This is a genomic window from Streptomyces griseochromogenes (assembly GCF_001542625.1).
Taxonomy (GTDB): Bacteria; Actinomycetota; Actinomycetes; order Streptomycetales; family Streptomycetaceae; genus Streptomyces; species Streptomyces griseochromogenes.
Genome location: NZ_CP016279.1, coordinates 7258740 through 7279179 on the forward strand (window position 1 = coordinate 7258740; position 20440 = coordinate 7279179).

Genomic DNA, 20440 nt, shown 5'->3' on the forward strand with positions numbered 1-20440 from the left:
CCGATGACCACCGAGGGAGAGAATCCGCAGACAACGGCGCCACCGGCCGGATCCGCCCGCCGGGCCCTCGTCGGCCGGCTGTCATGGGGACTGGCCGACCAGGCGGCCTCCAGCATCAGCAACTTCGCGGTGGGGATCTACGTGGCACGCTCGCTGGGGGTGACCGCGTTCGGCGTGTTCAGCCTCGCCTGGGTGACTTACGGCGTGGTGCTCAACGTCTCCCGCGGGCTGGCCACCGATCCGCTCGTGGTGCGCTTCAGCGGCGTGCCGGACGCGTCCTGGCGCGGGGCGGTGGCCCGGTCGTCGGGCACCGCGCTCGTCGTCGGTACCGCCAGCGGTGCGGCGTGTCTGGTGGCCGGCCTCTCTCTCGGCGGCCGCGTGGGGCCCGCGTTCGCCTGCCTCGGCGTCCTGCTGCCGGGGCTGCTGCTGCAGGACGCCTGGCGGTACTCGTTCTTCGCCGCGGGCACCGGGCAGAAGGCGTTCGTCAACGACCTCGTGTGGGGCGTCGCGCTCGTCCCGGCCATGGTCGTGGCGGCCCGCGTGGGCAGCGTGGCCGCTTTCGTGCTCGCCTGGGGCGCGTCCGCCGCGGTGGCCGCTGCGTACGGCTGCCTCCAGTCCGGCATCCGGCCCCGGACGACCCGGGCACGCGGGTGGCTTCGCGAACAGCGCGACCTCGGCTACCGGTACCTGGTCGAGAACGTCAGCCTCAGCGGCGCGAGCCAGCTGCGGGCGTACGGGCTCGGCGCGATCGTCGGGGTCGGCGCGGTGGGTGCGGTCCGGGGCGCCGAGCTCCTGCTCGGCCCGTTCCTCGCCGTGCTCATGGGTCTTTCGCTGGTCACCGTCGCGGAGGCGGCACGGGTGCTGCGGCAGGCCCCGCAGCGGCTCGGGAAGTTCTGCCTCCTCCTCGGCGGCGGGCAGGCCGCCGCCGCGCTGCTCTGGGGCGGGGCGCTGCTGCTGATGCCGGACCGGCTCGGCGAGCTCGTGCTCGGCGACGTCTGGCACTCCGCCTCACAGCTCATCGTGCCGGTCACCCTCGGCGTCGCGGGCGCCGGCCTCGGCACCGGCGCGGCGGCCGGGCTGCGCGCGCTCGCCGCGGCCAGGCGCAGCCTGCGCTGCCAGCTGTTCGCCTCCGCCTGCTATGTCAGCGGCGGGCTCGGCGGGGCGACCGTGGCCGGCACGGTCGGCTCGGCCTGGGGCGTCGCCGTCGCGACCGGCTGCAGCTCGGCTGTGTGGTGGCTGCAGCTGCGGTCCGCCCTGGGCGAGCGCCACCACCACCCCATCCCCGAAGTGAGGACCGCATGACCGCCCAACCCAGGCTGAGCATCGGCCTGCCCGTGTACAACGGCGAGGAGTACCTCGCCGAGTCGCTCGACGCCCTGCTCGGCCAGACCTACGAGGACTTCGAGCTGGTCGTCTCCGACAACGCCTCGACCGACGGGACCCAGGACATCTGCCGCGAGTACGCCGCGCGGGACGCGCGCATCCGGTACCTCCGGCTGCCCCGGAACATCGGCGCCACGCCGAACCACAACCGTGTGTTCGCCGAGTGCCGCGGCGAGCTGTTCAAGTGGGCCTCGCACGACGACCTCTACGCCCGCGACCTGCTACGGCGCTGCGTCCAGGCGCTGGACGAGCGGCCGGACGTGATCCTCGCACACGCCGACCAGGCGGTCATCGACGGCGACGGCCAGGTGAAGGTCCCGTACGAGTACACGCTCGCCACCGACTCACCGCACCCGCCGGAGCGCTTCCGCAGCATGCTGTTCGAGCCAGGCGGTGACGACTTCTACGGGGTGGTCCGGGCCGACGCGCTGCGCCGGGTGAAGCCGATGGACAGCTACCACCACGCGGACCGCACGTTCGTCGCCGAGATCGCCCTGCACGGGCGCTTCCACCAGGTGCCGGAACTCCTGTACTTCCGCCGCGATCACCCCGCCCGCGCCGAGCGGGCGAACCCGAGCAAGCGCTCCCGGTGCGTCAACCTGGACCCGCGCCGGGCGGGCCCGCTGCACCCGACGCCCCGGCTGCTCGCCGAGTACGTCTGGGGCTTCGCCTCGGCGATCCGGCGGGCCCCGTTGTCCGCGGCCGACCGGCGCGCGTGCTACCGCCACCTGGCCGCATGGATGACCAGCCGGGTCCGGCCGGGCGCCGGTGAGCGGGTCGAGGACCGCGCCCCGGTCGACCCGGCCAAGCAGACCGTCTCCGTCGACGCCCTCGTCGCCGGGCGTGAGGGGAGGCGGCCATGACGTCAGCGGACGAAACTCCGGTGCGCGTCGGGGTGTTCGGCCTGCTCGGCTCCGGCAACCTCGGCAACGACGGGTCGCTCGAGGCCGTCCTCGGGTACCTCCGCGCCGAGCACCCGGAGGCGGCCGTGGACGCGCTGTGCGGCGGACCCGAAGCCGTGACGACCCGGTTCGGGATCCCCGCCACGCGGCTGCACTGGAACCGCGCGGAGTACCGGACCGCGTCACGTGCGGGCGCGATCGCGGCGAAGGGTCTGGGCAAACTCGTCGACGTCTTCCGCACCGCCGCCTGGGTGCGCCGGCACGACGTGGTGATCGTGCCGGGCATGGGCGTCCTGGAGGCCACGCTGCCGCTGCGGCCGTGGGGCTTCCCGTACTCGCTGTTCCTGCTCTGCGCGAGTGGCCGGCTGCTTCGCACGCGGGTCGCGCTGGTCAGCGTCGGTGCCGCCGAGATCGGCAACCGGCCGACCCGGGCCCTGGTGCGCTGGTCGGCGCGGCTGGCCGCGTACCGCTCGTACCGGGACGCCCAGTCCCGCGACGCGATGCGGGCGATGGGCGTGGACACCGCGCGCGACGAGGTCTACCCCGACCTCGCGTTCGCCCTGCCGACGCCGCCGGCGAGCGCGCCCTCGGGCTCGCCGGGCCCGGTCTGCGTCGGCGTCATGGACTTCCACGGCGGCAACGACGACCGCGCCCGGGCCGAGGAGATATACCGGCGCTACCTCGACGGGACGACCCGGTTCGTCCGCGCGCTGGTCGAGGAGGGCAGGCCGGTCCGGCTGCTCACCGGCGACACGTGCGATGCGTCGGTGGTCGCCGCCATCCTCGACGCGGTCGACTCGCCGCTGGTCACCGCTGCCGAACCGTCCGCGCTGGCCGACCTGATGAAGGAGATGGCGGCTGCCGACACCGTGGTGGCGATCCGCTACCACAACCTGATCTGCGCGCTGAAGACCGGCACACCGGTGCTCGCCCTCAGCTATGCGGCGAAGAGCGACGCGCTCATGGCGCAGATGGGGCTCGGCGCGTACTGCCACCCGGCGCGCGAGGTCGACGCCGACCGGCTGCTCGAGCAGTTCCGGGCGCTGGAGAAGCGATCGGCCGAGCTGCGGCAGACCCTCACCGAGCGGAACCTGGCCGCCGCCCGGCGTCTGGAGCACCAGTTCAACGCCTTGACCGCGACCCTGTTCCCGGGGACCGATCACGCCCAGGCCCGCGCCCGGCAGGAGGCTCCATGAAAGCGACCGAAGTCCCGGAGATCGCCGGTGCGTACCTGTTCGAGCCGACGCCGTACGCCGACGAGCGCGGCTTCTTCTGCCGCACCTTCGACGCCGACGTGGTCCGCTCGGTGGGCCTCGACCCGGACGCCTTCGTCCAGGACAGCGTGTCCCGCTCGGTCCGGGGCGTGCTGCGTGGCCTGCACCTGCGCTCGGGCGCCGGCGAGGCCAAGCTGGTGCGGTGCTCGTACGGGAGGATCTTCGACGCCGTCGTGGACCTGCGGACGGACTCGCCGACCTACCGCAACCGGGCCTTCTTCGAGCTGTCCGGCGAGACGCAGGCGACCCTGTACATCCCGGCGGGGTGCGCGCACGGCTTCCAGGCACTGACCGAAACCGCTGACACCTCGTACCGGATCGACCGTCCGCACGATCCGGCCGAGGACGTGACGATCGCCTTCGACGACCCGGAGCTCGCCATTCCCTGGCCGCTGCCGGCCACATCGATGTCCCAGCGGGACCGGGAGGCGCCGAGCCTCGCCGAGGTCCTGAAGCAAAAGGAGAGGTGAAGTCGGCGTGGACACCGAAGAGTTCCTGCTGCCCCGGTCGCGGCTGGCGAACGAGCGGCTGCACGCCCTGATCCCCGGGGGCGCGCACACCTACGCCAAGGGCGACGACCAGTACCCCGAGAACCTGGCCCCGGTCATCAGCCACGGCCGCGGTGCCCACGTGTGGGACATCGACGGCAACCGCTACGTCGAGTACGGCTCCGGCCTGCGGTCGGTCAGCCTCGGCCACGCCCACCCACGCGTGATCGAGGCGGTGCGGCGCGAACTCGACCGCGGCAGCAACTTCGTCCGGCCGTCCGTCGTGGAGGTCGAGGCCGCGGAACGCTTCCTGGCCACGGTGCCGACCGCCGAGATGGTGAAGTTCGCGAAGAACGGCTCCGACGCCACCACCGCCGCGGTGCGCCTCGCCCGCGCCGCCACCGGGCGCCAGCGGGTGGCCATCTGCGCCGACCATCCGTTCTTCTCCGTCGACGACTGGTTCATCGGCAGCACACCGATGTCCGCCGGTGTTCCGGCGGCGACCAACGAGCTCACCGTGGCGTTCCCATACGGGGATCTGGCCGCCACGGAAGAGCTGCTCACCCGGCACCAGGACGAGGTCGCCTGCCTGATTCTCGAACCCGCCACCCACACCGAGCCGCCGCCCGGGTACCTCGCCGGCGTGCGCGAGCTGGCCGACCGGCACGGCTGCGTACTGATCTTCGATGAGATGATCACCGGTTTCCGCTGGTCCGAGGCGGGCGCCCAGGGCCTGTACGGCGTCGTCCCCGACCTCTCCACGTTCGGCAAGGCGCTGGGCAACGGATTCGCCGTCTCCGCGCTGGCCGGGCGCCGCGACCTGATGGAGCGGGGCGGGCTGCGTCACTCCGGCGACCGGGTGTTCCTGCTGTCCACCACGCACGGTGCGGAAACGCACTCGCTGGCCGCCGCGATGGCCGTGCAGACCATCTACGCCGAAGAGGGCGTCACCGCGCGGCTGCACACCCTCGGCGAGCGGTTGGCCGCCGGTGTCCGCGACGTCGCGGCCGACATGGGCGTCGGCGACCACATCGTCGTCCGGGGCCGGGCCAGCAACCTGGTCTTCGCCACCCTCGACGAGAACGGGCAGCCGTCGCAGCAGTACCGCACCCTGTTCCTGCGCCGACTCCTCGCGGGCGGGGTGCTGGCCCCGTCGTTCGTGGTGAGCAGCGCGCTCGGCGACGCCGACATCGATCACACCGTCGACGTGGTGGCCCAGGCATGTGCGGTGTACCGGAAGGCACTGGACGCCGCCGACCCCACCCCCTGGCTGGCCGGACGACCGGTGAAGCCCGTATTCCGACGCTTGGCGTGACGTGACGTGACGTCAGCGACGCTCCCGCCGACCGGTGTCGGCCATCCGATCGACCAGCCGGTCAGCCATCCGGTCGACCAGCCACGCGGTCGCCGGTATCACCGCCAGCGCGGTGCACCAGCCGCCGAGGACGTCGGTCGGGTAGTGCGCGCCCAGGGCGACCTGTGCCCAGCCCATGGCGGCGCCGGCAACCAGTGCCGCGGCGAGCACGAGTGATGTTCCGGCCGTCCTGCCGAGGCCGAGCCGGCCGGTCGCCGGCAGCGCCACCACGAGGGCGAGCGCGGTGAAGAAGGCGGTGTGCCCGCTCGGATAGGACAGGTTGCCGTCGCCGTGGATGGTGCGTCCCACCAGATGCTTGAGCAGCGTCGCCGTCCCCACGGCCATGGCGGCGCCGGCAACGACGAGCACCGCCGCGCGAGGACGCCGAAGCAACAGGCAGCCCGTCACGGCAGCCACGACCAGCATCGCCGCTCCGGCGGGCTCCCCCAGGAAGTCCATGGCCAGAGCGACGTGCCGCCACGGCGGCCGCACACCGTCCACCGCCGGCTGGATCCACGCGTCCACCATGCCGGGCCGGCTGCGGCCGGCGTACAGGATCCCGAGCACGACGACCATCAGCGTGGCGAGGGCCGCGATCAGCCCGAGCCACGCGCGCAGCGATGAGGGCAGCACCGCGGGCGCCCGCCGGCCGGTCACACGCCCACCGCGCCCGGTCGTCCTGCGGCAGTCTGCCCTGATCGGTAGATGGTGTTCCGAATCTTGACTCCTTGAGACAGGGTGAGGGTGCGGCCCTTCATCCGACCGGTGGTCAGCCGTGAATCCCAACAACGCGGTCGCGGCAAACCGCCGTCGGACAGTCCGCGTGTCGACACTCTGGCACAGTGGCCGCTGTCCTGGCTTCAGGGTGCCGGTGCGTCGTCCTTCTCCCTGAGGGAGGCCGACAGCGCGCGGGCCTCGTGTTCGGTCATCCGGAGGTGTCGTACGGCACGGCGTTGACCCAACGCTGAGTCAGCCGGGCGATCCGCTCGTCCACTGCATGCCCATCTGCGCGGCGAACACCGCCAGTTGCTCCAGGACCACCAGCTTGTCGCCGCTCTGCGAGGCGGACATGGTGAACCCTCCGGCCGGCTTGTCCTTCCACGCCTGTGTCGTGAACGGCGTGAACGCCGCCTCCATGAACGCCTTGAACACCGCCGACACGCTGCCCATCAGCGTCGGGCAGCCGAGGACGATAGCATCCAAGCGCCCGGCACCAGCCGCGCCCCGTCGGCGAGGTGCTCGGCCAGGACCCGGGTGTGCCCGTGCACCGAGTGGTAGACGACCGTCACCGTGGCCATCGGCGCATCGTGCTCACGGTCAACATCATTGACCGTCATGGGCTCTTCACTGCTTCCGGTCGTGGGGAAATCCCTGCCTGCCCAGCCATCACAACCTGCTTGCGGCACCGGGGGCAGCCCACCGTCAACGACGAGGGCGCTGTCCACCGAGAGGTTCATGGCGCTCGTACCCGCGGCCCACCCCCTCGCCGGGCACGCCGAGCTGAGCGCGTCCGAACTGTCCACCACCGGCCTGCTCACCTGGCCCCACCAGATCAACAGCGGTCTCTGCGACCGTCTCCTGTCCGCCTTCCACATCGGCGGAGCCGACCTGCGCATCATCCCCCTCACCGGCCCTTCGACCACCGCCGACCAGGTCGTCCTCACCCCCACCGAGCCGTCGGACATCGCCGCGGCACTGCGCGACCTGCTGCTGCACGCCTCGGCGGAGTCGCCCTCCACCGATCACAGTCGCCGACCGCAAAGACTTCGATGATCCGCGATGAGGCCCTGAAGCAGCTCAGCCACATCGCGCGCGAGTAGGTACGTCGGGTCGGACCGGCTCATCCAGGCAGGGCAGGGCTGGTCACGCTGATCGCCGGGTTCGAGAGGCGACGCACTGTGCGGCGGATTCGGGGTGGAAGCGGCCGTCGATGCCTATCGGCGGCGGTGATGCGACCGCGGTGAGCGGGGTGCTCTCTTGGGTGGTGCGGGAGCGTGTGGTGATCACGGCCGAGAGGCCGACGGCGGCCACTGCGGAGATCGCGCCGCCGAGGATGAGACTGAAACGGGCGCCGAGGGAGTCGGAGACCAGGCCGACCAAGGGGGCGCCGACCGGGGTGCCGCCGAGCAGGACGAGGAGGTAGACGGAGAGGATGCGGCCGCGCATGCTCGGGTCGGCGTTCAGCTGGGTCATGGCGTTGGCGGTGGTCATCACGGTCACGGAGGCGAGCCCGGTGGGCAGGAGTATGAGCAGAAAGGTGCCGTAGCCGGGCATGAGGCCGGCCAGGGCCTCCAGGGTTCCGAAGACAACGGTGGCGGTGACCAGGCGACGGGCGGTGGGAGGCCTTCGTCTTCCGGCTCCCCTGAGCGCGCCGATGAGGCTGCCGACGGCGTACGCGGCGGACAGGTAACCGTAGGCGGCGGAGCCTGAGTTGAAGACGGTTATGGCGATCAGGGAGATGGTGACCTGGAAGTTGAAACCGAAGGTGCCGACGAAAGCGATGACTGTGATCGGCAGCAGCAGCTCGGGGGTGCCACGGATGACTCGGAACGCGTCCGACAAGCGGATGTTTCCGCGGTTCTTCTCCTTGGGCGCGTGGAGTTCGTCCTCACGGATCACGATCAGTCCGTAGAGGACGGCGAGGTACGACGCCGCGTTGATCAGGAAGACCGGTCCGGTATCCGCGGCGGCGACCGCCAGGCCGGCCGCGGCCGGACCGATCGCGCGGGCGACATTGAACTGGGCGGAGTTCAAGCTGACGGCGTTGGCCAGGCGCTGGCTGCCGACGAGTTCGGACACGAAGGCATTGCGGGCCGGGTTGTCCAGCGCCGTGGCCGTGCCCAGCAGGAAGGCCAGCACGTACACGGCCCACAGGCTCACCGCGCCGGTCACCGTCAGGACGCCGAGAACCAGCGACTGCACTCCCATGGCGGACTGCGTGACGATCAGCAGGCGGCGTTTGGTGAAGCGGTCGGCGAAGACGCCTCCGGAGAGACCGAAGAGTGTCTGCGGCAGGAACTGCAGGGCGGTGAGGACGCCGACGGCGCTGCCGCTGTTGCCGGTGAGGTGGAGGACCAGCAGGTCCTGGGCGGCGCGTTGCATCCAGGTGCCGGTGTTGGAGACGAGCTGCCCGATCAGATAACGGCGGAAGTCGCGGGCCCTGAGCGTGGCGAGCGCTTCGCTCGGGGCCCGTCGCTTTCCGCCCCTGCGAACCCTGCGGTGCCGGCCGCCCACGTCGAGGGCGGCGAGTCGGGCGCGGAGGGTCTTCGTGCTCTCGCTGCTGCGGACACGGCGGTGCATGCTCATGACCTTCTACGACTGGGGTCCGGCGGGGACGGGGGCGTGGTCGAGGTGGTGGAACCGCGGTGCGGGGTGCATCAGGAACGCGTGGTGGGAGATGTTCCAGGCGTAGGCCCCGGCCAGGCCGAAGGCGATCTTGTCGCCGACGCGCAGCCGTTCTGCCTGCACGCCACGCGCGAGGACGTCCTTGGGCGTGCACAACTGGCCGACCAGAGTGACGGGTTCGTCCTGCGCTCGGGGGCGCTTCCAGGGCCGGTCCCAGGTGTCGACGGGGATGATGGCGAACGGCTGATCGTGCTGTTTGGCGGCCGGCGTGCGCAGGTGATGCGTACCGCCGCGCAGGACGGCGAAGGCGCGGCCGGCGCTGCGCTTGATGTCGAGGACCTCGGTGACGTACCAGCCGCAGTACACGGTCACCGAGCGGCCCGGTTCGATGCGCAGCGTCAGCTGCGGGTGTCCCTCCAGCAGGCGGTGCAGGCCGGCGCCGAAGGCCGCCCAGTCGAAGCGCCGGTCGGGGCATCCGTAGTCGACCCCCATGCCACCGCCCAGATTCACCTCGCTCAGCTCCACGCCCTTCTGGTCCGCCCATTCACTCGCCCAGGTCAGGACCCGTCCGGCGAGGTCGAGTTGAGCGGTGGCATCGAGGCCGCTGGCAAGGTGGACGTGGATGCCGCGCAGGCGGATGCGGGGGTCGTCGGCGATGAGGGCGAGGCAGCGGTCGAGGTGGGCGGGGTCCAGGCCGAAGGGGCTGGGCCGGCCGCCCATGGCGAGAGCCACCGGGCCGAGGGCGATCGGGAGGTTGACCCGGAGCAGGACGGCCACGGTGCGCTCGCCGGGCATGCCGGTGAGCAGGTGGAGTTCTTGTTCGCTCTCGATGTGCAGGCGGTCCACTCCGGCCTGGAGGGCCTGTTCGAGTTCGGCGGGTGTCTTGCCGGGACCGCCGAAGGCGATCGGCGCGCCGGGGCAGGTGGCCTGGATGTGGTGCAGTTCGCCGCCGGAGGCGACCTCGAAGCCGTCGACGTGGTCGCGCAGGACCTCCAGGAGCCGGGGGTCGGAGTTGGCCTTGGCGGCGTAGAAGAGCTGGACGCCCTCGGGGAGGGCGGCGTGGATGGCTGCTGCGTGCTCACGCAGGTCGTGGAGGTCGTAGACGTAGGCGGGGAGGTCTTCCGCGTCCAGTTCGGTGACGTGCTGGAGGAGTTGCTGCCTCACCGGGTCACCTCGCGGGGGAAGCCCTCGCCCAGCGGGCTGGGCAGGGGAACGTAGTCGGCGTGCCGGTCGGCCTGCCGGGACCAGCGCAGCAGCAGGTTGGCCTTGGCGGGCAGCGGGACGCCCGAGAGCAGGGCGCGCACTCGGGGCGGCTCGCCCGCGCCGCGGGAGTAGGCGTCGAGGTGGTCGCGGACCAGGCCCCACAGGGCGGGTTCCAGGGCGGGGTCGGTGTCGGCGAGGGCGGCGAGGACTTCGGCAGCGTGGTTGACCAGGAGGCAGTAGGCCACCCGGTTCCAGCCGCGTTCGGCGTCGTACGTCATCGGGGTGCGCACGTCTTCGGGCAGGGCGGCGAGGAACGGGCGGTGGTGTTCGGGGACGAGCTTGGTGCCCTCCAGGTCGCGGAAGATCATCTGGGCGGGTGTGCCGTCGGCGCGGACCCCGACGACCACGTTCTGAAGATGGGGTTCGAGGACGATGCCGTGCTCGAAGTAGGCGGTCAGGACGGGCGGCAGCAGCAGGCCGAGGTAGGCGTCCCACCAGGCGAGCGCATCGCCGTCACCGCGCGCCAGCAGACGGGAGACCTGGGCCGGGCTGGTGGGGTGCTCGTCGGCGATCGCGGCGGCGAGCAGCGGGGCCACGCCCGGACGCAGGTGTTCGCGCAGGCCGGTACGGACGATGACGCCGAAGCCCTCCAGAAGGGAGAGGTCGTCGTCGAGGGCGAGGGTGCGGTATCCGGGCTCGGCGAGCAACGAGCTTCCGGGATGCGCCTGTCCGATGTCGGCGAAGACGGGGCGGAGGAGCTGGTTGAGGGTGACGGCGCCGGAAAGCTCGTAGGCGGCGTTCTTGCGGACGCAGTTGGTCAGGCGGACGTTGAGGCTGAACTTCAGGAATGTGTCGGCTTCCGTCTGGTAGAGGGTCCGCACGGAGGCCGTGGGGGCGAAGTCCGGGCCCCTGACGCCCGTGTCGACGATCGAGCCCGCGGCCATGGCCCCGCGCAGGGCGGGATGGTCGCCGAGCAGCCGGTACTGCCACGGGTGCACCGGCAGGGTCACGAAATCCTTTCGCCCCTGCGGATGGAGGGCGTCGAGCCTGCTCAGGTCACCTTCCTCGCGCACCAGATGCCGGTGGACGGCGAGATGGCGCAGAGGGAACCGGGTACCTGTCTCCGGGCCGTAGTCCACCCAGTCCCGCGGGTCGCCGGTGCGCGACTTGGGTGAGGGGTGGAAGCGGTGACCGAAGACCAGGGACTGCTCGGACTCCAGATACGGGTCCTCCGGCAGGACCGCCGTGGCGCGCTGCTCCAGCACGGTACGGATGGTGTTCCGGCTGTCGGTGACCTGGGCCAGGAACTCGTCGTTGGCCACGCCGGTACGCAGCTCCAGCTCGTCCTGGATGTATCCGGCGAGTTCTCGCCAGCCGATCGGAGACCAGTTCCCGCCGTCGTACCGCTTGATCGGGCCGTCGAAGCGATGGGCGCCGATCAGGGAGATACGGCGCAGGGGGACGCGGAGCAGTACGTCGCGGCGAGGCAGCCACAGCAGCAGCTGGTCATGGTCGACGGTGACCTGGCGCTCCGGCGCGGAGACCTCGCGGATCAGGCAGTTGAGCAGGGTGTGTGCGGTGACGGCGTCGGCGACCTCGCCGGGACGGTCGGTGGTGGCGAGGACGGCGCCGGTGGTGCTGGGGACGGTCATACGGAAGGACTCCAGTCGGTGCGAGGAGATGTGCCGGCAGGCCGGGCCCGGCAGCCGGAAGAGGACGGTCAGCGGTGGCGGGCCAGAGGGTTGGGGACCGGAGCCCACTGGGCGACGCCGGACTCTTCGGCCAGGCGCATCGCGATGGTCGCCTTCAGCGGCAGCGTGTCGGCGAAGAACACCTCGCGGTCACCCGCCGCGTCGGGAAGGTCGGCGTAGACGCGGCGGCCGACGGCGGCCACCGCCGCCCAGAGCTCCTCGGGGTCGGCACCGTGTGTGCGCGACAGCACGGCGACCAGTTCGCTGAAGACGCCACTGAGCAGGCCGCCGAACAGCTTGGTGTGCAGCGCCGTCTCGTCGTTCCCGGCACGGGTGCCGGCCAGCGGTGGCAGCGAGAAGCCGTGGAGGGCGAGCCGGTCCGGGTGGATGCGCACGCCGTCCAGGTCGCGGTAGAGCACCCGCACCGGACGTCCGTCGCGCAGCGCGACGAGCGTGTTCTGGCCGTGGGCCTCCAGAGCCACACCCATGGACAACAGCGTCAGCGCGGGCGGCAGCACGAGTCCGGCGAATTCCGCCAGCCAGGTGACCGGGTCGCCGCTCACCGTGCGGGACCTCGTGGCGTGGACGGCGGTGAGCGGTACGGCGATCTCTCCGGAGCCGAGGTGTCGTTCGCTCGACTCACGGATCATCGCCGCCAGGCTCGCCGAGGGCGTGCCGTTCACGCGGATGGCACCGCCGGCGATTTCACGCAGGATGCGCAGGCTCTCGCCGTGGCCGGCCTTGTCGACGGCGGCGGTGACCAGCTCGGACAGTGGGGCTCCGTCAGCCACCTCGGCCGGGGAGATGGTGCGCCGGTAGTTGGTGACCTGTACGTCCAGCGCCGTCTTGATGTGGCACCCGGGCAGGGCGTCGAGGGGGGACACGGTGCGCATCGACAGCAGCGGGCGGGCCGCGATCGTACGGTCTGCCACCGCCAGGTCGGGGTGGTGCGCGAGGACGTGGTCGCGCTGCCAGGGGTGGACCGGCATCAGGACGGTGTCGCCGTCGCACAGCTCTTGCGGCCAGTCACCGGTGGCCTGCCAGCGATCGGCCGGAACGGCGACGAGCCCCAGCTCGACGACGGAGTGGTGCTCGGGCGCGTAAGCGAGCACCTCGGCGACGGACAGTCCGGTGCGGGTACGGCAGCAGGGGTGCTGCGGGTGACCGTCGACCACGGCCTGTTCGGCGTCGGCCGAGTCCCGCACCTCCTGCGGCACGGGGTTCGCCGCGCGGGCCAGGGCCAGGTTGGCGACGCTGTTGTCGAGCTCGGCGGCCAGACGTGATGCGGTCTCCGTGTCGGCTCCGAGGACGGCAAGGAGCCGGGTCGGCTCGGCGATCGGGCCGGCGGGGCCCTGCACGGTGAAGTCGGCGGGGATCGGGGCGAATCGTTCGGCCACGGAGGCAGAGCCCGCAAGCCGCCCACCGCCCGTGAGGCGGACGACGAGGGTGCCGGCGTCGTGGTCGCGGTCGGCGATACCCGGAAGGGGTTCGCGGGCGCATGCGCCCCAGAGCCGACCGAGCACCGTGGCACGCGCACCGGGGAGCGCGGCCATGAAGGGCTCGACCAGATCGGGTCGTACGTGGCGCAGTTCGTCGATCGTGCTGCTGTACGGCATGTGTCACCGTCCCGTGGCATAGGCAAGCGGGGGGGGGAAGGCTGCGAAGGCGAAGAGAAAGCGCTAATGCGAGCGCCGTCCGCGATCAGCCGCCGTCGACGTTACGGGATCGTTAGTTAACCGATCGCCAGAGAAAAGGAAGGCCGGCATCAGAATCGATCCAGCATTCTGTCCGCTCCGCCGCTCCGAAAAATGGAACTGTCGTCGGACAATTGACTGCATGTCCCGTGCGAACGGGCTCGGCAAGTGCAGCGACCGGGCCGGCTGCCGCTGGTACGGCAAGCGAATGCTGGATGACGAGAGCCTGCGCAGCACCTTCTTGACGGACTGCTTGCCTGACGCTGTCATTTCGCTGACGTTGCGCTGTCTCGGCCCCCGTAGGGTCAGTGGCAGGCGGGCGGCAGTAAAGGAAGACGATTGTTCACTTTCGTCGAAGGTAATCCGCGCGACATTCAGCCGTTTTCCCGGCGCAGGGCACCACCGGTTTGTGAGTCTGTCGACATGCGTGTCTTACTGATCGAGGACGACAACCGGGTCGCCGGCCCGCTGATGGAGGGCTTGAGCCGTTTCGGGTTCACCGTCGAGCACGCCCGTACGGGTGCTGCCGGACTCGCCGCGGGGGAAGCGGAGATGGTGCTGTTGGATCTGGGGTTGCCCGACATGGACGGCATCGATGTCTGCCGGACGCTCCGACTGCGCTCCCAGGTGCCCATCATCATGATCAGCGCGAGAAACGACGAGGTAGACCGCGTTCTCGGGTTGGAGCTGGGGGCCGACGACTACCTGTCCAAACCGTTCGGAGTCCGGGAACTGGTCGCACGGATCCGGGCCGTCTTCCGTCGTGCCGGACCCGCTGCGGCCGAGCCGGCCTCGGCCATGCCCGTTCCGGGAGTCGACCGGCCCGGCCCGGTGGCCCACCCGCAGCAGATCGGCCCGCTGGTCATCGACCGGCGGGGCCGCCAGGTCCACCTGCACCAGACCCCCGTCGGCCTCGCCCCCAAGGAGTTCGACCTGCTCGCCTACCTCGCCGACGACCCCGGCGCCGTCCGCACACGACAGCAGATCCTGGACGCCGTGTGGGAACCGAACTACTTCGGCCCCACCAAGACCCTGGACGTCCATGTCGCCGCCCTGCGTCGCAAACTCGGTGATCCCGCCTGGATCGACAACATCCGCAGCGTGGGATTCCGGCTCACGCCACCCGCCGACGCCGCACCCACCAGGCACGGGGAAGAGAGCACCGAAGGCGGTGACCGGTGACCCGCCGCCTGCTGCTCAGCTATCTCAGCCTCACCCTGCTGGTGCTGCTGTGCCTGGAAGTGCCGTTCGGTTACGTCTATGCCCGCGGGGAGATGTCCCGGTTCACCGGCAACGGGCAGCAGGCCGCGGGCATGCTCGCGGAGGTGCTGGAGGAGAAGGTCGAACGGCGGGTCGCCGCCGACGTCCCCGAAGTGGTGGCGAGCTTTGCCCGGCGCACCGGCAGCCATGTCATCGTCGTGGACGACAAAGGAAGACTGCTCACCGACTCACGCAACGACATGGCCACCGGTACGGACCTGTCCGCGCAACCGGACATCGCAACCGCTCTGGCCAACGGGTCCAGGTCCAGAACCCGTCAGGACCCGGCCCTGGGTGAAGACGTCTTCCTCGCCACCGTGCCGGGCGCCTCGGGCAGCACGGTCCGCTGCGTCGTACGGGCGTCCTTTCCCCTCACCGCGGTGACGTCCAAGGTTCATGACGCCTGGTTGGCATTGGCAGCCGTGGGACTCGGGGTGCTGGCGGCCGTCGCGCTGATAGCTCTCGCGCTGGCTCGCTGGATCACCGGCCCGGTGCGGGCGCTGGAACACGCCACGACGCAGCTCGCCGACGGCACCCTGAAGGACCTGCCCGCCACCGACCTCGGGCCCCCCGAGTTGCGGCGCCTGGCCTCCAGCTTCGTCCGCACCGCGACTCGGCTGCAGCACCTGCTGAAAGCCCAGCACGCCTTCGCGTCGGAAGCGTCCCACCAGCTGAAGACCCCGCTGACCGCACTGCGACTGCGGCTGGAGAACTTCGAGCCCTACCTCGATCCACGGGCACAGCCCAGCCTCGACGAGGCGGTCGGCGAGGTGGAGCGGCTCAGCCGCATGGTGCACGGTCTGCTCGCCCTGGCCCGGCTGGAGAACGCGGCGACCACCGCGGAGGCCACCGACCTCGACTCCTTCGTCGCCGACCGCGCCGCCGTGTGGACCGCCTTCGCCGGCGAACACTACGTGGACATCGTCGTCGCAGGGCCGAGGATCGGCCGGGTGTGGACCATCCCCGGCGCCCTGGACCAGATCATCGACAACCTGCTCTCCAACGCGCTGCGGGTCTCACCGCCCGACACCACGATCACCTTGGCCACAGCCTGGGCGAGCGGCGTGCCCGGAACCGTGGAACTGCACGTGATCGACCAGGGCCCGGGCATGACGGAGGACCAGCGGCGACGCGCCTTCGACCGCTTCTGGCGGGCGAACGACGCCGACCACGAAGGCACCGGCCTCGGCCTGCCCATCGTGCGGCAGCTGGCCCGTGCCTCGGGCGGCGAGGTGACCTTGCGAGCCGCACCCGGCGGGGGACTCGATGCCGTGGTCCGCCTCAGGACCGCCGACACGCACCGCGCCGCCCATCCCCGACGTCCCCGGCCGACGATGCGAGCAAGGCAGGGCGCGGTGCCGCCCGTCCCGACCGAGCGCCCGTATGCCGTGTCCGACTGGCAGCAGTGAGACAGCATCCCGACGGCGATCGCGAGTGTCCGGGCAACACGGTGCTGCGAGACGTTGGCTGATTCTTGGCCGCCCGCTACCCGTTCACTGACATTGCGCTGCAGTACCTCCTCCTACAGTCCTTGGCGTTCCCGGCCCTTCCCCACCCATGTCGAAGTATTGGCCACCCGCTCATACGGCATCGGAGGGCTTCTGGCCCCGAGCTGCCCTTCTCACCCGTAGGGTCGTCCCCACAGTGCAACACTCAGTCGCCCGAGCAGCACCGTTCCCACCCACGCACGCCGCGACGCCGGCGGCGGACACAACCCCGACGATCACGGACACAGCGATGCCGACGAATAGCGATCCCTCGTACACCGCAGGGGCCGAACGGGTCGTCCCGGCCGAGCCACCCGCGGAAACCATGCGGCTCCTGCTCGTCGAAGACGACGACCGGATCGCCGGCCCCGTCATGGAAGGGCTGAACCGCTACGGCTTCGCCGTCGACCACGTCAAATCCGGGACCTCCGCTCTGTCGGCCTCCACCGCCGACCTCATCCTTCTGGACCTCGGACTGCCCGACATGGACGGCATCGATGTCTGCCGGGCCCTGCGCGCCCGCTCCGCCGTCCCCATCATCATGATCACCGCACGAAGTGAGGAGACCGACCGCGTCGTCGGCCTGGAGGTCGGAGCGGACGACTACCTCTCCAAGCCTTTCGGGGTACGCGAGTTGGTCGCCAGGATCCGAGCCGTCACCCGTCGCACCCACCCCGAGAGACACGTCCCGCTGCGCACCGCCGCGGCAGCCGGACTTCCCTTGCAGCGCACGCAACTTCCGGAGGAGCGCGGCGTCCAGAGCCTCGGCCCGCTGACCATCAACCGGCGCACCAGGGGCGTCACCATCGACGGCCGCCCGCTCACCCTCACTCCGAAGGAATTCGATCTCCTCGCCCAACTGGCCAGCGATCCCGGCGCCGTGCACTCCCGCCAGCAGATCCTCGACACGGTGTGGGACCCCAACTACTTCGGCCCCACCCGCACACTCGACGTGCACGTGTCGGCACTGCGCCGCAAGCTGGGCGACCCGGCCTGGATCGCCACCGTCCGCGGCATCGGCTTCCGGCTCGCCGTCCCCGACGACAGCCCGCGCACCTGAGAGGCGGTGACGTCACCCGGGCCAGGGGATCAGCCGTCCTCGGCGCGGTCACCGTCCTCGCGTTCGCGATCCCCCTGGTGCGGCGGCTCGCCCGGGAATACGGCTCCGTTTCCGGGCCGTTGAATGCGCCGGCCCGGTCTGTGTGCGTCCGACCGGGTCGTGGCGGTCCAGGGCTTGTCCGAGCGAGGAAGTGTGGTGGTACCGCGATGAAGGCGGTGCGGTTCGACGCGTACGGCGGGATCGATGTGCTGCGGGTCGAGGAGGTGGAGCGGCCGGTGCCCGGTCCCGGGCAGGTGTTGGTCGAGGTCCGCGCGGCCGGGATCCAGCCGGGCGAGGCGCATATCCGGACGGGTGCGCTGCACGAACGCTGGCCGGCGACGTTCCCCTCCGGGCAGGGCTCCGACCTGGCCGGCGTCGTGGTGGAGGTGGGCCCGCGGGTGCGCGGCTTCGCGGTGGGCGACGAGGTCATCGGCTTCACCCACCGCAGAGCGAGCCATGCGGAGTTCGTCGTGGTCGACGACGTGAATGTGGTATCCCGTCCGGAAGGGCTGTCCTGGGACGTGGCCGGGTCGTTGTACGTGGCCGGCACGACCGCATACGCCACCGTGTTCGCGGTGGATCCCGGACCGGCCGACACGGTCGTGGTGTCCGGTGCGGCGGGTGGCGTCGGGTCGCTCGCCGTACAACTCGCGCGGCGGCGTGGCGCCACGGTGATCGGGCTGGCGAGCGAGCGCAACCACGCCTGGCTGAAGGAGCGGGGTGTCGTCCCGGTCGAGTACGGGGAGGGCGTGGCCGAGCGGATCCGGCAGGCTTCCGGCGGGAACGTCGACGCGTTCATCGACACGTTCGGCGACGGCTACGTGGAGCTGGCGGTGGAGTTGGGCGTGCGGCCCGAGCGGATCAACACGATCAGCGATTGGCAGGCCGCGGCCAAGGTCGGTGCGCGGACCTACGGAGAAGGCGCGGCGGCGTGCGCGGTCGTGCTCGGCGAGCTCGCCCGGCTCGCCGCGCGCGGGGAGCTGGAGGTGCCGATCGCCCGCGCCTACCCGCTGGAGCAGGTGCGGGAGGCGTTCCGCGAGCTGGAACGGCGGCACACCCACGGCAAGATCGTGCTCCGGCCGTAGTTCCGGCGGCCCGAGGCGACCGTCGAGCCCCCCCGCACCATCAACGCGGTGTCCCCATTGTCAGCCAGATGACTACAGCCGCGACGCGGGCCGCCGCACTGCGCCATCTGCACCGGGCGTTCGTGTGCTGCACACGCGCAGTCAAGGACATCCCGCACACGAACGCGCCGAGCGGAATCGTCGCGTACCGGCACGATGGCCTCGCACGCGTCGCACAGGTGTCTGTCGCAGTTGGCCTGGATCCGGCCGTGGTCGTCTTCGAGCGATCGTCAGGCGGGGAGCGACCCCGTGGGCAAGCCGATCATGGCGATCAGGGTGAGGCGGGCGGTGTTCGCAGGTCTTCAGCGGTCTGGGGCTGAGTGTTTCGGTGGCGTGGGCTCGGCCGGTGGGGCGGGCGGTGGACATGCCGGCCGGCCAGGGTCCGGTGCCGTGGTCGGGGAGCGCCCGTGGCGGTGGCAGGACACAGTCGGCATTCCAGGGTCCGTTGCTGGTGTGCCGGTTCGCTCGCGTGATGGTGCGGGGCGGGGTGGTCCGTCGACAGACCGGCGGTGAAGCGGGGCCAGGCGAGCAGGACGATGGGGTAGATGGCGTAGCCGACGCGGGTGGCCGGGGAGAGCGCTATCGCCAGGGTCAGGCCCAGGGCCAGTCGGTCGGCGGCGGCAATGGTGCTGTGTGGCGGGCGGACCAGCAGCGATACCGCTACGCCCAGGGCGCTCAGCGCGATGAGCGCCAGCGTGACGGCCTTGCCGTCGGGAACCAGCGAAACGATCAGGTGCCCGAGCAAGGGGCTCTGAGCGGAGGACGCCGTGGGACCGAGACCCAGCGGATAGAGAACGACGTTCCGGTAGAACGCACCGGTGTCCACCAGGGCCACGGGCAGGATGGTGAGCAGGGCGGCTCCCATGGACGCTGCCGCGCACTTGACCGCGGCACGCCTTCCGCCGCACACCACGAGCACGGCGACGATCACCGGGATGGCCGGCCAGGCGGTCCACTTCAGGGCGGCCGCCGCCCCCACAGCCAGGCCCGCGCGTCCGGCATGCCCCCGGTGCGTGAACGCCAGGGCCAGACAGATCAATCCGATGACCGGCGGGTCCACGCCACCGATGGTGAGCGGCAGCGCGACGACGGGGCAGGCGATCAGCCACAGGGCGCCCGTCCGCCCGGTGGCGCCGTGCGCGGTGCCGTCCGGACCGGTACCGATGTCCAGGCCCCTGGTCAAGACCCGCACGGCGCCGGCTACGGCTGCGAGGAAGCCGACAAGGAACCACAAGCGCGCGCTGGTGAACGGGGTGTCGCCGAACACCATGTGCGGTATCCCGAAGAGCGCCATACCGGGAAGGTAGGGATTGAAGTCCCGTACGGCATGCGGAGTGGGGTTGTACGGGCTTCCGGAGGAGAACAGCAGCCCGGCCGCCCGTTCCACGACGCCGACCTCCATCTGCGCCCTGCCGATCACCGTCAGATACAGCAGCGGCAGGGCAGCCGCGCCGATGACCGCGATCACGGCGGGGGTACGGGCCCACGGCGTGGACGACCTCGCTGCGACCAGGGCGGCGCAGGCGTACCCCGCTGCGGCGAACAGGCCCCACGCATGCTGCGATGTGCCGGCCGAAGAGAGCAGCCCCACCACGAGCGCCGACATCGCGCACACCACCAGTACGGGCCAGTCCCAACGTCGCCTGCCGCGAGAGGACTTGCCTGCGGAACAAGCCTCCGGCTCCTGTTTTCGAACAGCTTGTGACATCAGATATCAACCCCTCGAAGAGGACATGAGGATCGTTAACGGGACTGCGGCGAGGCAGGGCCGCCCGGCGTCGGGGACGTCCCGGGGCGCCGGCCTTCGGCGGCCCGGCCGGTGACGGCGATGCGCGGTCCGGTGCGGTGCGGGCCTCCGACCGCACGCACGGCTCCTGCTGTGGTGCTTCGGGATCGTCGTCGTTCAAGTCCGCGAACCCGTCGCCGCGTTCGAGGCCGACGAACCCGAGTACGTGTCGGCGCGCCGGGTGCTCCGTGAGGCGGCGACGATGAGGTCGCCGCTGGTGTCCGCCGGGATCGAGCCGTCGTCCCCGCGGCGTCGGCCGCAGGGCCGCGCATGCCGTGCGGGATCCCGAAGTGCTCCGTGCCGCTGCACACGAGCCGCGGGGATGTGTGATCGCGGGGTCGGGTGGCGGG

Annotated in this window: 17 protein-coding genes; 10 read left to right on the plus strand and 7 right to left on the minus strand. The window is 71.2% G+C overall.

Annotated features, from left to right (window positions below; translation table 11 throughout):
* Positions 1-3: 3 nt before the first annotated feature.
* The 5 genes from AVL59_RS31170 to AVL59_RS31190 are packed head-to-tail and all read left to right on the plus strand — an operon-like array spanning position 4 to position 5362.
* A complete protein-coding gene (locus tag AVL59_RS31170; protein ID WP_067311139.1) occupies positions 4-1302 on the plus strand; it encodes an MATE family efflux transporter in 1299 nt (432 codons plus the stop codon).
* Positions 1299-2246, plus strand: a complete 948-nt coding sequence (locus tag AVL59_RS31175; protein ID WP_067311142.1) for a glycosyltransferase family 2 protein — start codon at positions 1299-1301, stop codon at positions 2244-2246. Before AVL59_RS31170 ends, AVL59_RS31175 begins: the two co-directional genes overlap by 4 nt.
* On the plus strand, positions 2243-3481 hold the full coding sequence (locus AVL59_RS31180; protein ID WP_067311145.1) for a polysaccharide pyruvyl transferase family protein: 1239 nt from the start codon (positions 2243-2245) through the stop codon (positions 3479-3481). Before AVL59_RS31175 ends, AVL59_RS31180 begins: the two co-directional genes overlap by 4 nt.
* Positions 3478-4029, plus strand: coding sequence for a dTDP-4-dehydrorhamnose 3,5-epimerase family protein (locus tag AVL59_RS31185; RefSeq protein WP_067311147.1), 552 nt, complete (start codon positions 3478-3480; stop codon positions 4027-4029). Before AVL59_RS31180 ends, AVL59_RS31185 begins: the two co-directional genes overlap by 4 nt.
* Before the next feature lie 7 nt (positions 4030-4036).
* Positions 4037-5362, plus strand: a complete 1326-nt coding sequence (locus AVL59_RS31190; protein WP_067311150.1) for a glutamate-1-semialdehyde 2,1-aminomutase — start codon at positions 4037-4039, stop codon at positions 5360-5362.
* A gap of 12 nt (positions 5363-5374) precedes the next feature.
* Here the strand turns inward: AVL59_RS31190 and AVL59_RS31195 are convergent, their stop codons facing one another.
* Complete coding sequence (locus AVL59_RS31195; protein ID WP_067311153.1) at positions 5375-6058, minus strand: phosphatase PAP2 family protein; 684 nt, start codon at positions 6056-6058, stop codon at positions 5375-5377.
* Between the two features lie 312 nt (positions 6059-6370).
* The gene (locus AVL59_RS49625) at positions 6371-6604 is read right to left on the minus strand and encodes a flavodoxin family protein (protein WP_208870475.1); all 234 of its coding nucleotides are present in this window, start codon (positions 6602-6604) and stop codon (positions 6371-6373) included.
* A 252-nt stretch (positions 6605-6856) separates the two neighbouring features.
* Between AVL59_RS49625 and AVL59_RS31205 the strand changes: the two genes are divergently transcribed.
* Positions 6857-7174: a type 2 periplasmic-binding domain-containing protein gene (locus AVL59_RS31205; protein WP_067311158.1), complete on the plus strand. Its 318-nt coding sequence runs from the start codon at positions 6857-6859 to the stop codon at positions 7172-7174.
* 90 nt (positions 7175-7264) lie between these two features.
* On the opposite strand, the gene AVL59_RS31210 is transcribed toward AVL59_RS31205, so the two are convergent.
* The 4 genes from AVL59_RS31210 to AVL59_RS31225 form a co-directional block, all read right to left on the minus strand.
* The gene (locus AVL59_RS31210) at positions 7265-8701 is read right to left on the minus strand and encodes an MFS transporter (RefSeq protein WP_237281742.1); all 1437 of its coding nucleotides are present in this window, start codon (positions 8699-8701) and stop codon (positions 7265-7267) included.
* 12 nt (positions 8702-8713) lie between these two features.
* Positions 8714-9910: a type III PLP-dependent enzyme gene (locus tag AVL59_RS31215; protein ID WP_067311164.1), complete on the minus strand. Its 1197-nt coding sequence runs from the start codon at positions 9908-9910 to the stop codon at positions 8714-8716.
* Positions 9907-11601, minus strand: a complete 1695-nt coding sequence (locus AVL59_RS31220) for an IucA/IucC family protein (RefSeq protein WP_067317987.1) — start codon at positions 11599-11601, stop codon at positions 9907-9909. Before AVL59_RS31220 ends, AVL59_RS31215 begins: the two co-directional genes overlap by 4 nt.
* A 68-nt stretch (positions 11602-11669) precedes the next feature.
* Positions 11670-13256 (minus strand): IucA/IucC family protein, encoded by a 1587-nt coding sequence (locus AVL59_RS31225; protein WP_067311167.1) that lies wholly within the window; start codon positions 13254-13256, stop codon positions 11670-11672.
* Positions 13257-13757: 501 nt separating this feature from the next.
* On the opposite strand from AVL59_RS31225, the gene AVL59_RS31230 reads away from it, so the two are divergent.
* From AVL59_RS31230 to AVL59_RS31245, 4 genes are all read left to right on the plus strand, one after another.
* Complete coding sequence (locus AVL59_RS31230) at positions 13758-14516, plus strand: response regulator transcription factor (RefSeq protein WP_067311170.1); 759 nt, start codon at positions 13758-13760, stop codon at positions 14514-14516.
* A complete protein-coding gene (locus AVL59_RS31235; RefSeq protein ID WP_067311172.1) occupies positions 14513-16003 on the plus strand; it encodes a sensor histidine kinase in 1491 nt (496 codons plus the stop codon). Before AVL59_RS31230 ends, AVL59_RS31235 begins: the two co-directional genes overlap by 4 nt.
* Positions 16004-16406: 403 nt before the next feature.
* Positions 16407-17141: a response regulator transcription factor gene (locus AVL59_RS31240; protein WP_067311175.1), complete on the plus strand. Its 735-nt coding sequence runs from the start codon at positions 16407-16409 to the stop codon at positions 17139-17141.
* Positions 17142-17347: 206 nt separating this feature from the next.
* Positions 17348-18265, plus strand: a complete 918-nt coding sequence (locus AVL59_RS31245; protein WP_067311177.1) for an NADP-dependent oxidoreductase — start codon at positions 17348-17350, stop codon at positions 18263-18265.
* A 310-nt stretch (positions 18266-18575) separates the two neighbouring features.
* Here the strand turns inward: AVL59_RS31245 and AVL59_RS31250 are convergent, their stop codons facing one another.
* Complete coding sequence (locus AVL59_RS31250) at positions 18576-19910, minus strand: glycosyltransferase 87 family protein (RefSeq protein ID WP_099053153.1); 1335 nt, start codon at positions 19908-19910, stop codon at positions 18576-18578.
* Positions 19911-20440 lie beyond the last annotated feature (530 nt).

Bases quoted from the DNA above. Each gene is read 5' to 3' on its own strand.
- AVL59_RS31170 (WP_067311139.1), top strand. From the start codon at position 4: ATGACCACCGAGGGAGAGAATCCGCAGACAACGGCGCCACCGGCCGGA.
- AVL59_RS31175 (WP_067311142.1), top strand. From the start codon at position 1,299: ATGACCGCCCAACCCAGGCTGAGCATCGGCCTGCCCGTGTACAACGGC.
- AVL59_RS31180 (WP_067311145.1), top strand. From the start codon at position 2,243: ATGACGTCAGCGGACGAAACTCCGGTGCGCGTCGGGGTGTTCGGCCTG.
- AVL59_RS31185 (WP_067311147.1), top strand. From the start codon at position 3,478: ATGAAAGCGACCGAAGTCCCGGAGATCGCCGGTGCGTACCTGTTCGAG.
- AVL59_RS31205 (WP_067311158.1), top strand. From the start codon at position 6,857: ATGGCGCTCGTACCCGCGGCCCACCCCCTCGCCGGGCACGCCGAGCTG.
- AVL59_RS31210 (WP_237281742.1), bottom strand. From the start codon at position 8,701: ATGCACCGCCGTGTCCGCAGCAGCGAGAGCACGAAGACCCTCCGCGCC.
- AVL59_RS31220 (WP_067317987.1), bottom strand. From the start codon at position 11,601: ATGACCGTCCCCAGCACCACCGGCGCCGTCCTCGCCACCACCGACCGT.
- AVL59_RS31225 (WP_067311167.1), bottom strand. From the start codon at position 13,256: ATGCCGTACAGCAGCACGATCGACGAACTGCGCCACGTACGACCCGAT.
- AVL59_RS31230 (WP_067311170.1), top strand. From the start codon at position 13,758: ATGCGTGTCTTACTGATCGAGGACGACAACCGGGTCGCCGGCCCGCTG.
- AVL59_RS31240 (WP_067311175.1), top strand. From the start codon at position 16,407: ATGCGGCTCCTGCTCGTCGAAGACGACGACCGGATCGCCGGCCCCGTC.
- AVL59_RS31245 (WP_067311177.1), top strand. From the start codon at position 17,348: ATGAAGGCGGTGCGGTTCGACGCGTACGGCGGGATCGATGTGCTGCGG.
- AVL59_RS31250 (WP_099053153.1), bottom strand. From the start codon at position 19,910: ATGTCGGCGCTCGTGGTGGGGCTGCTCTCTTCGGCCGGCACATCGCAG.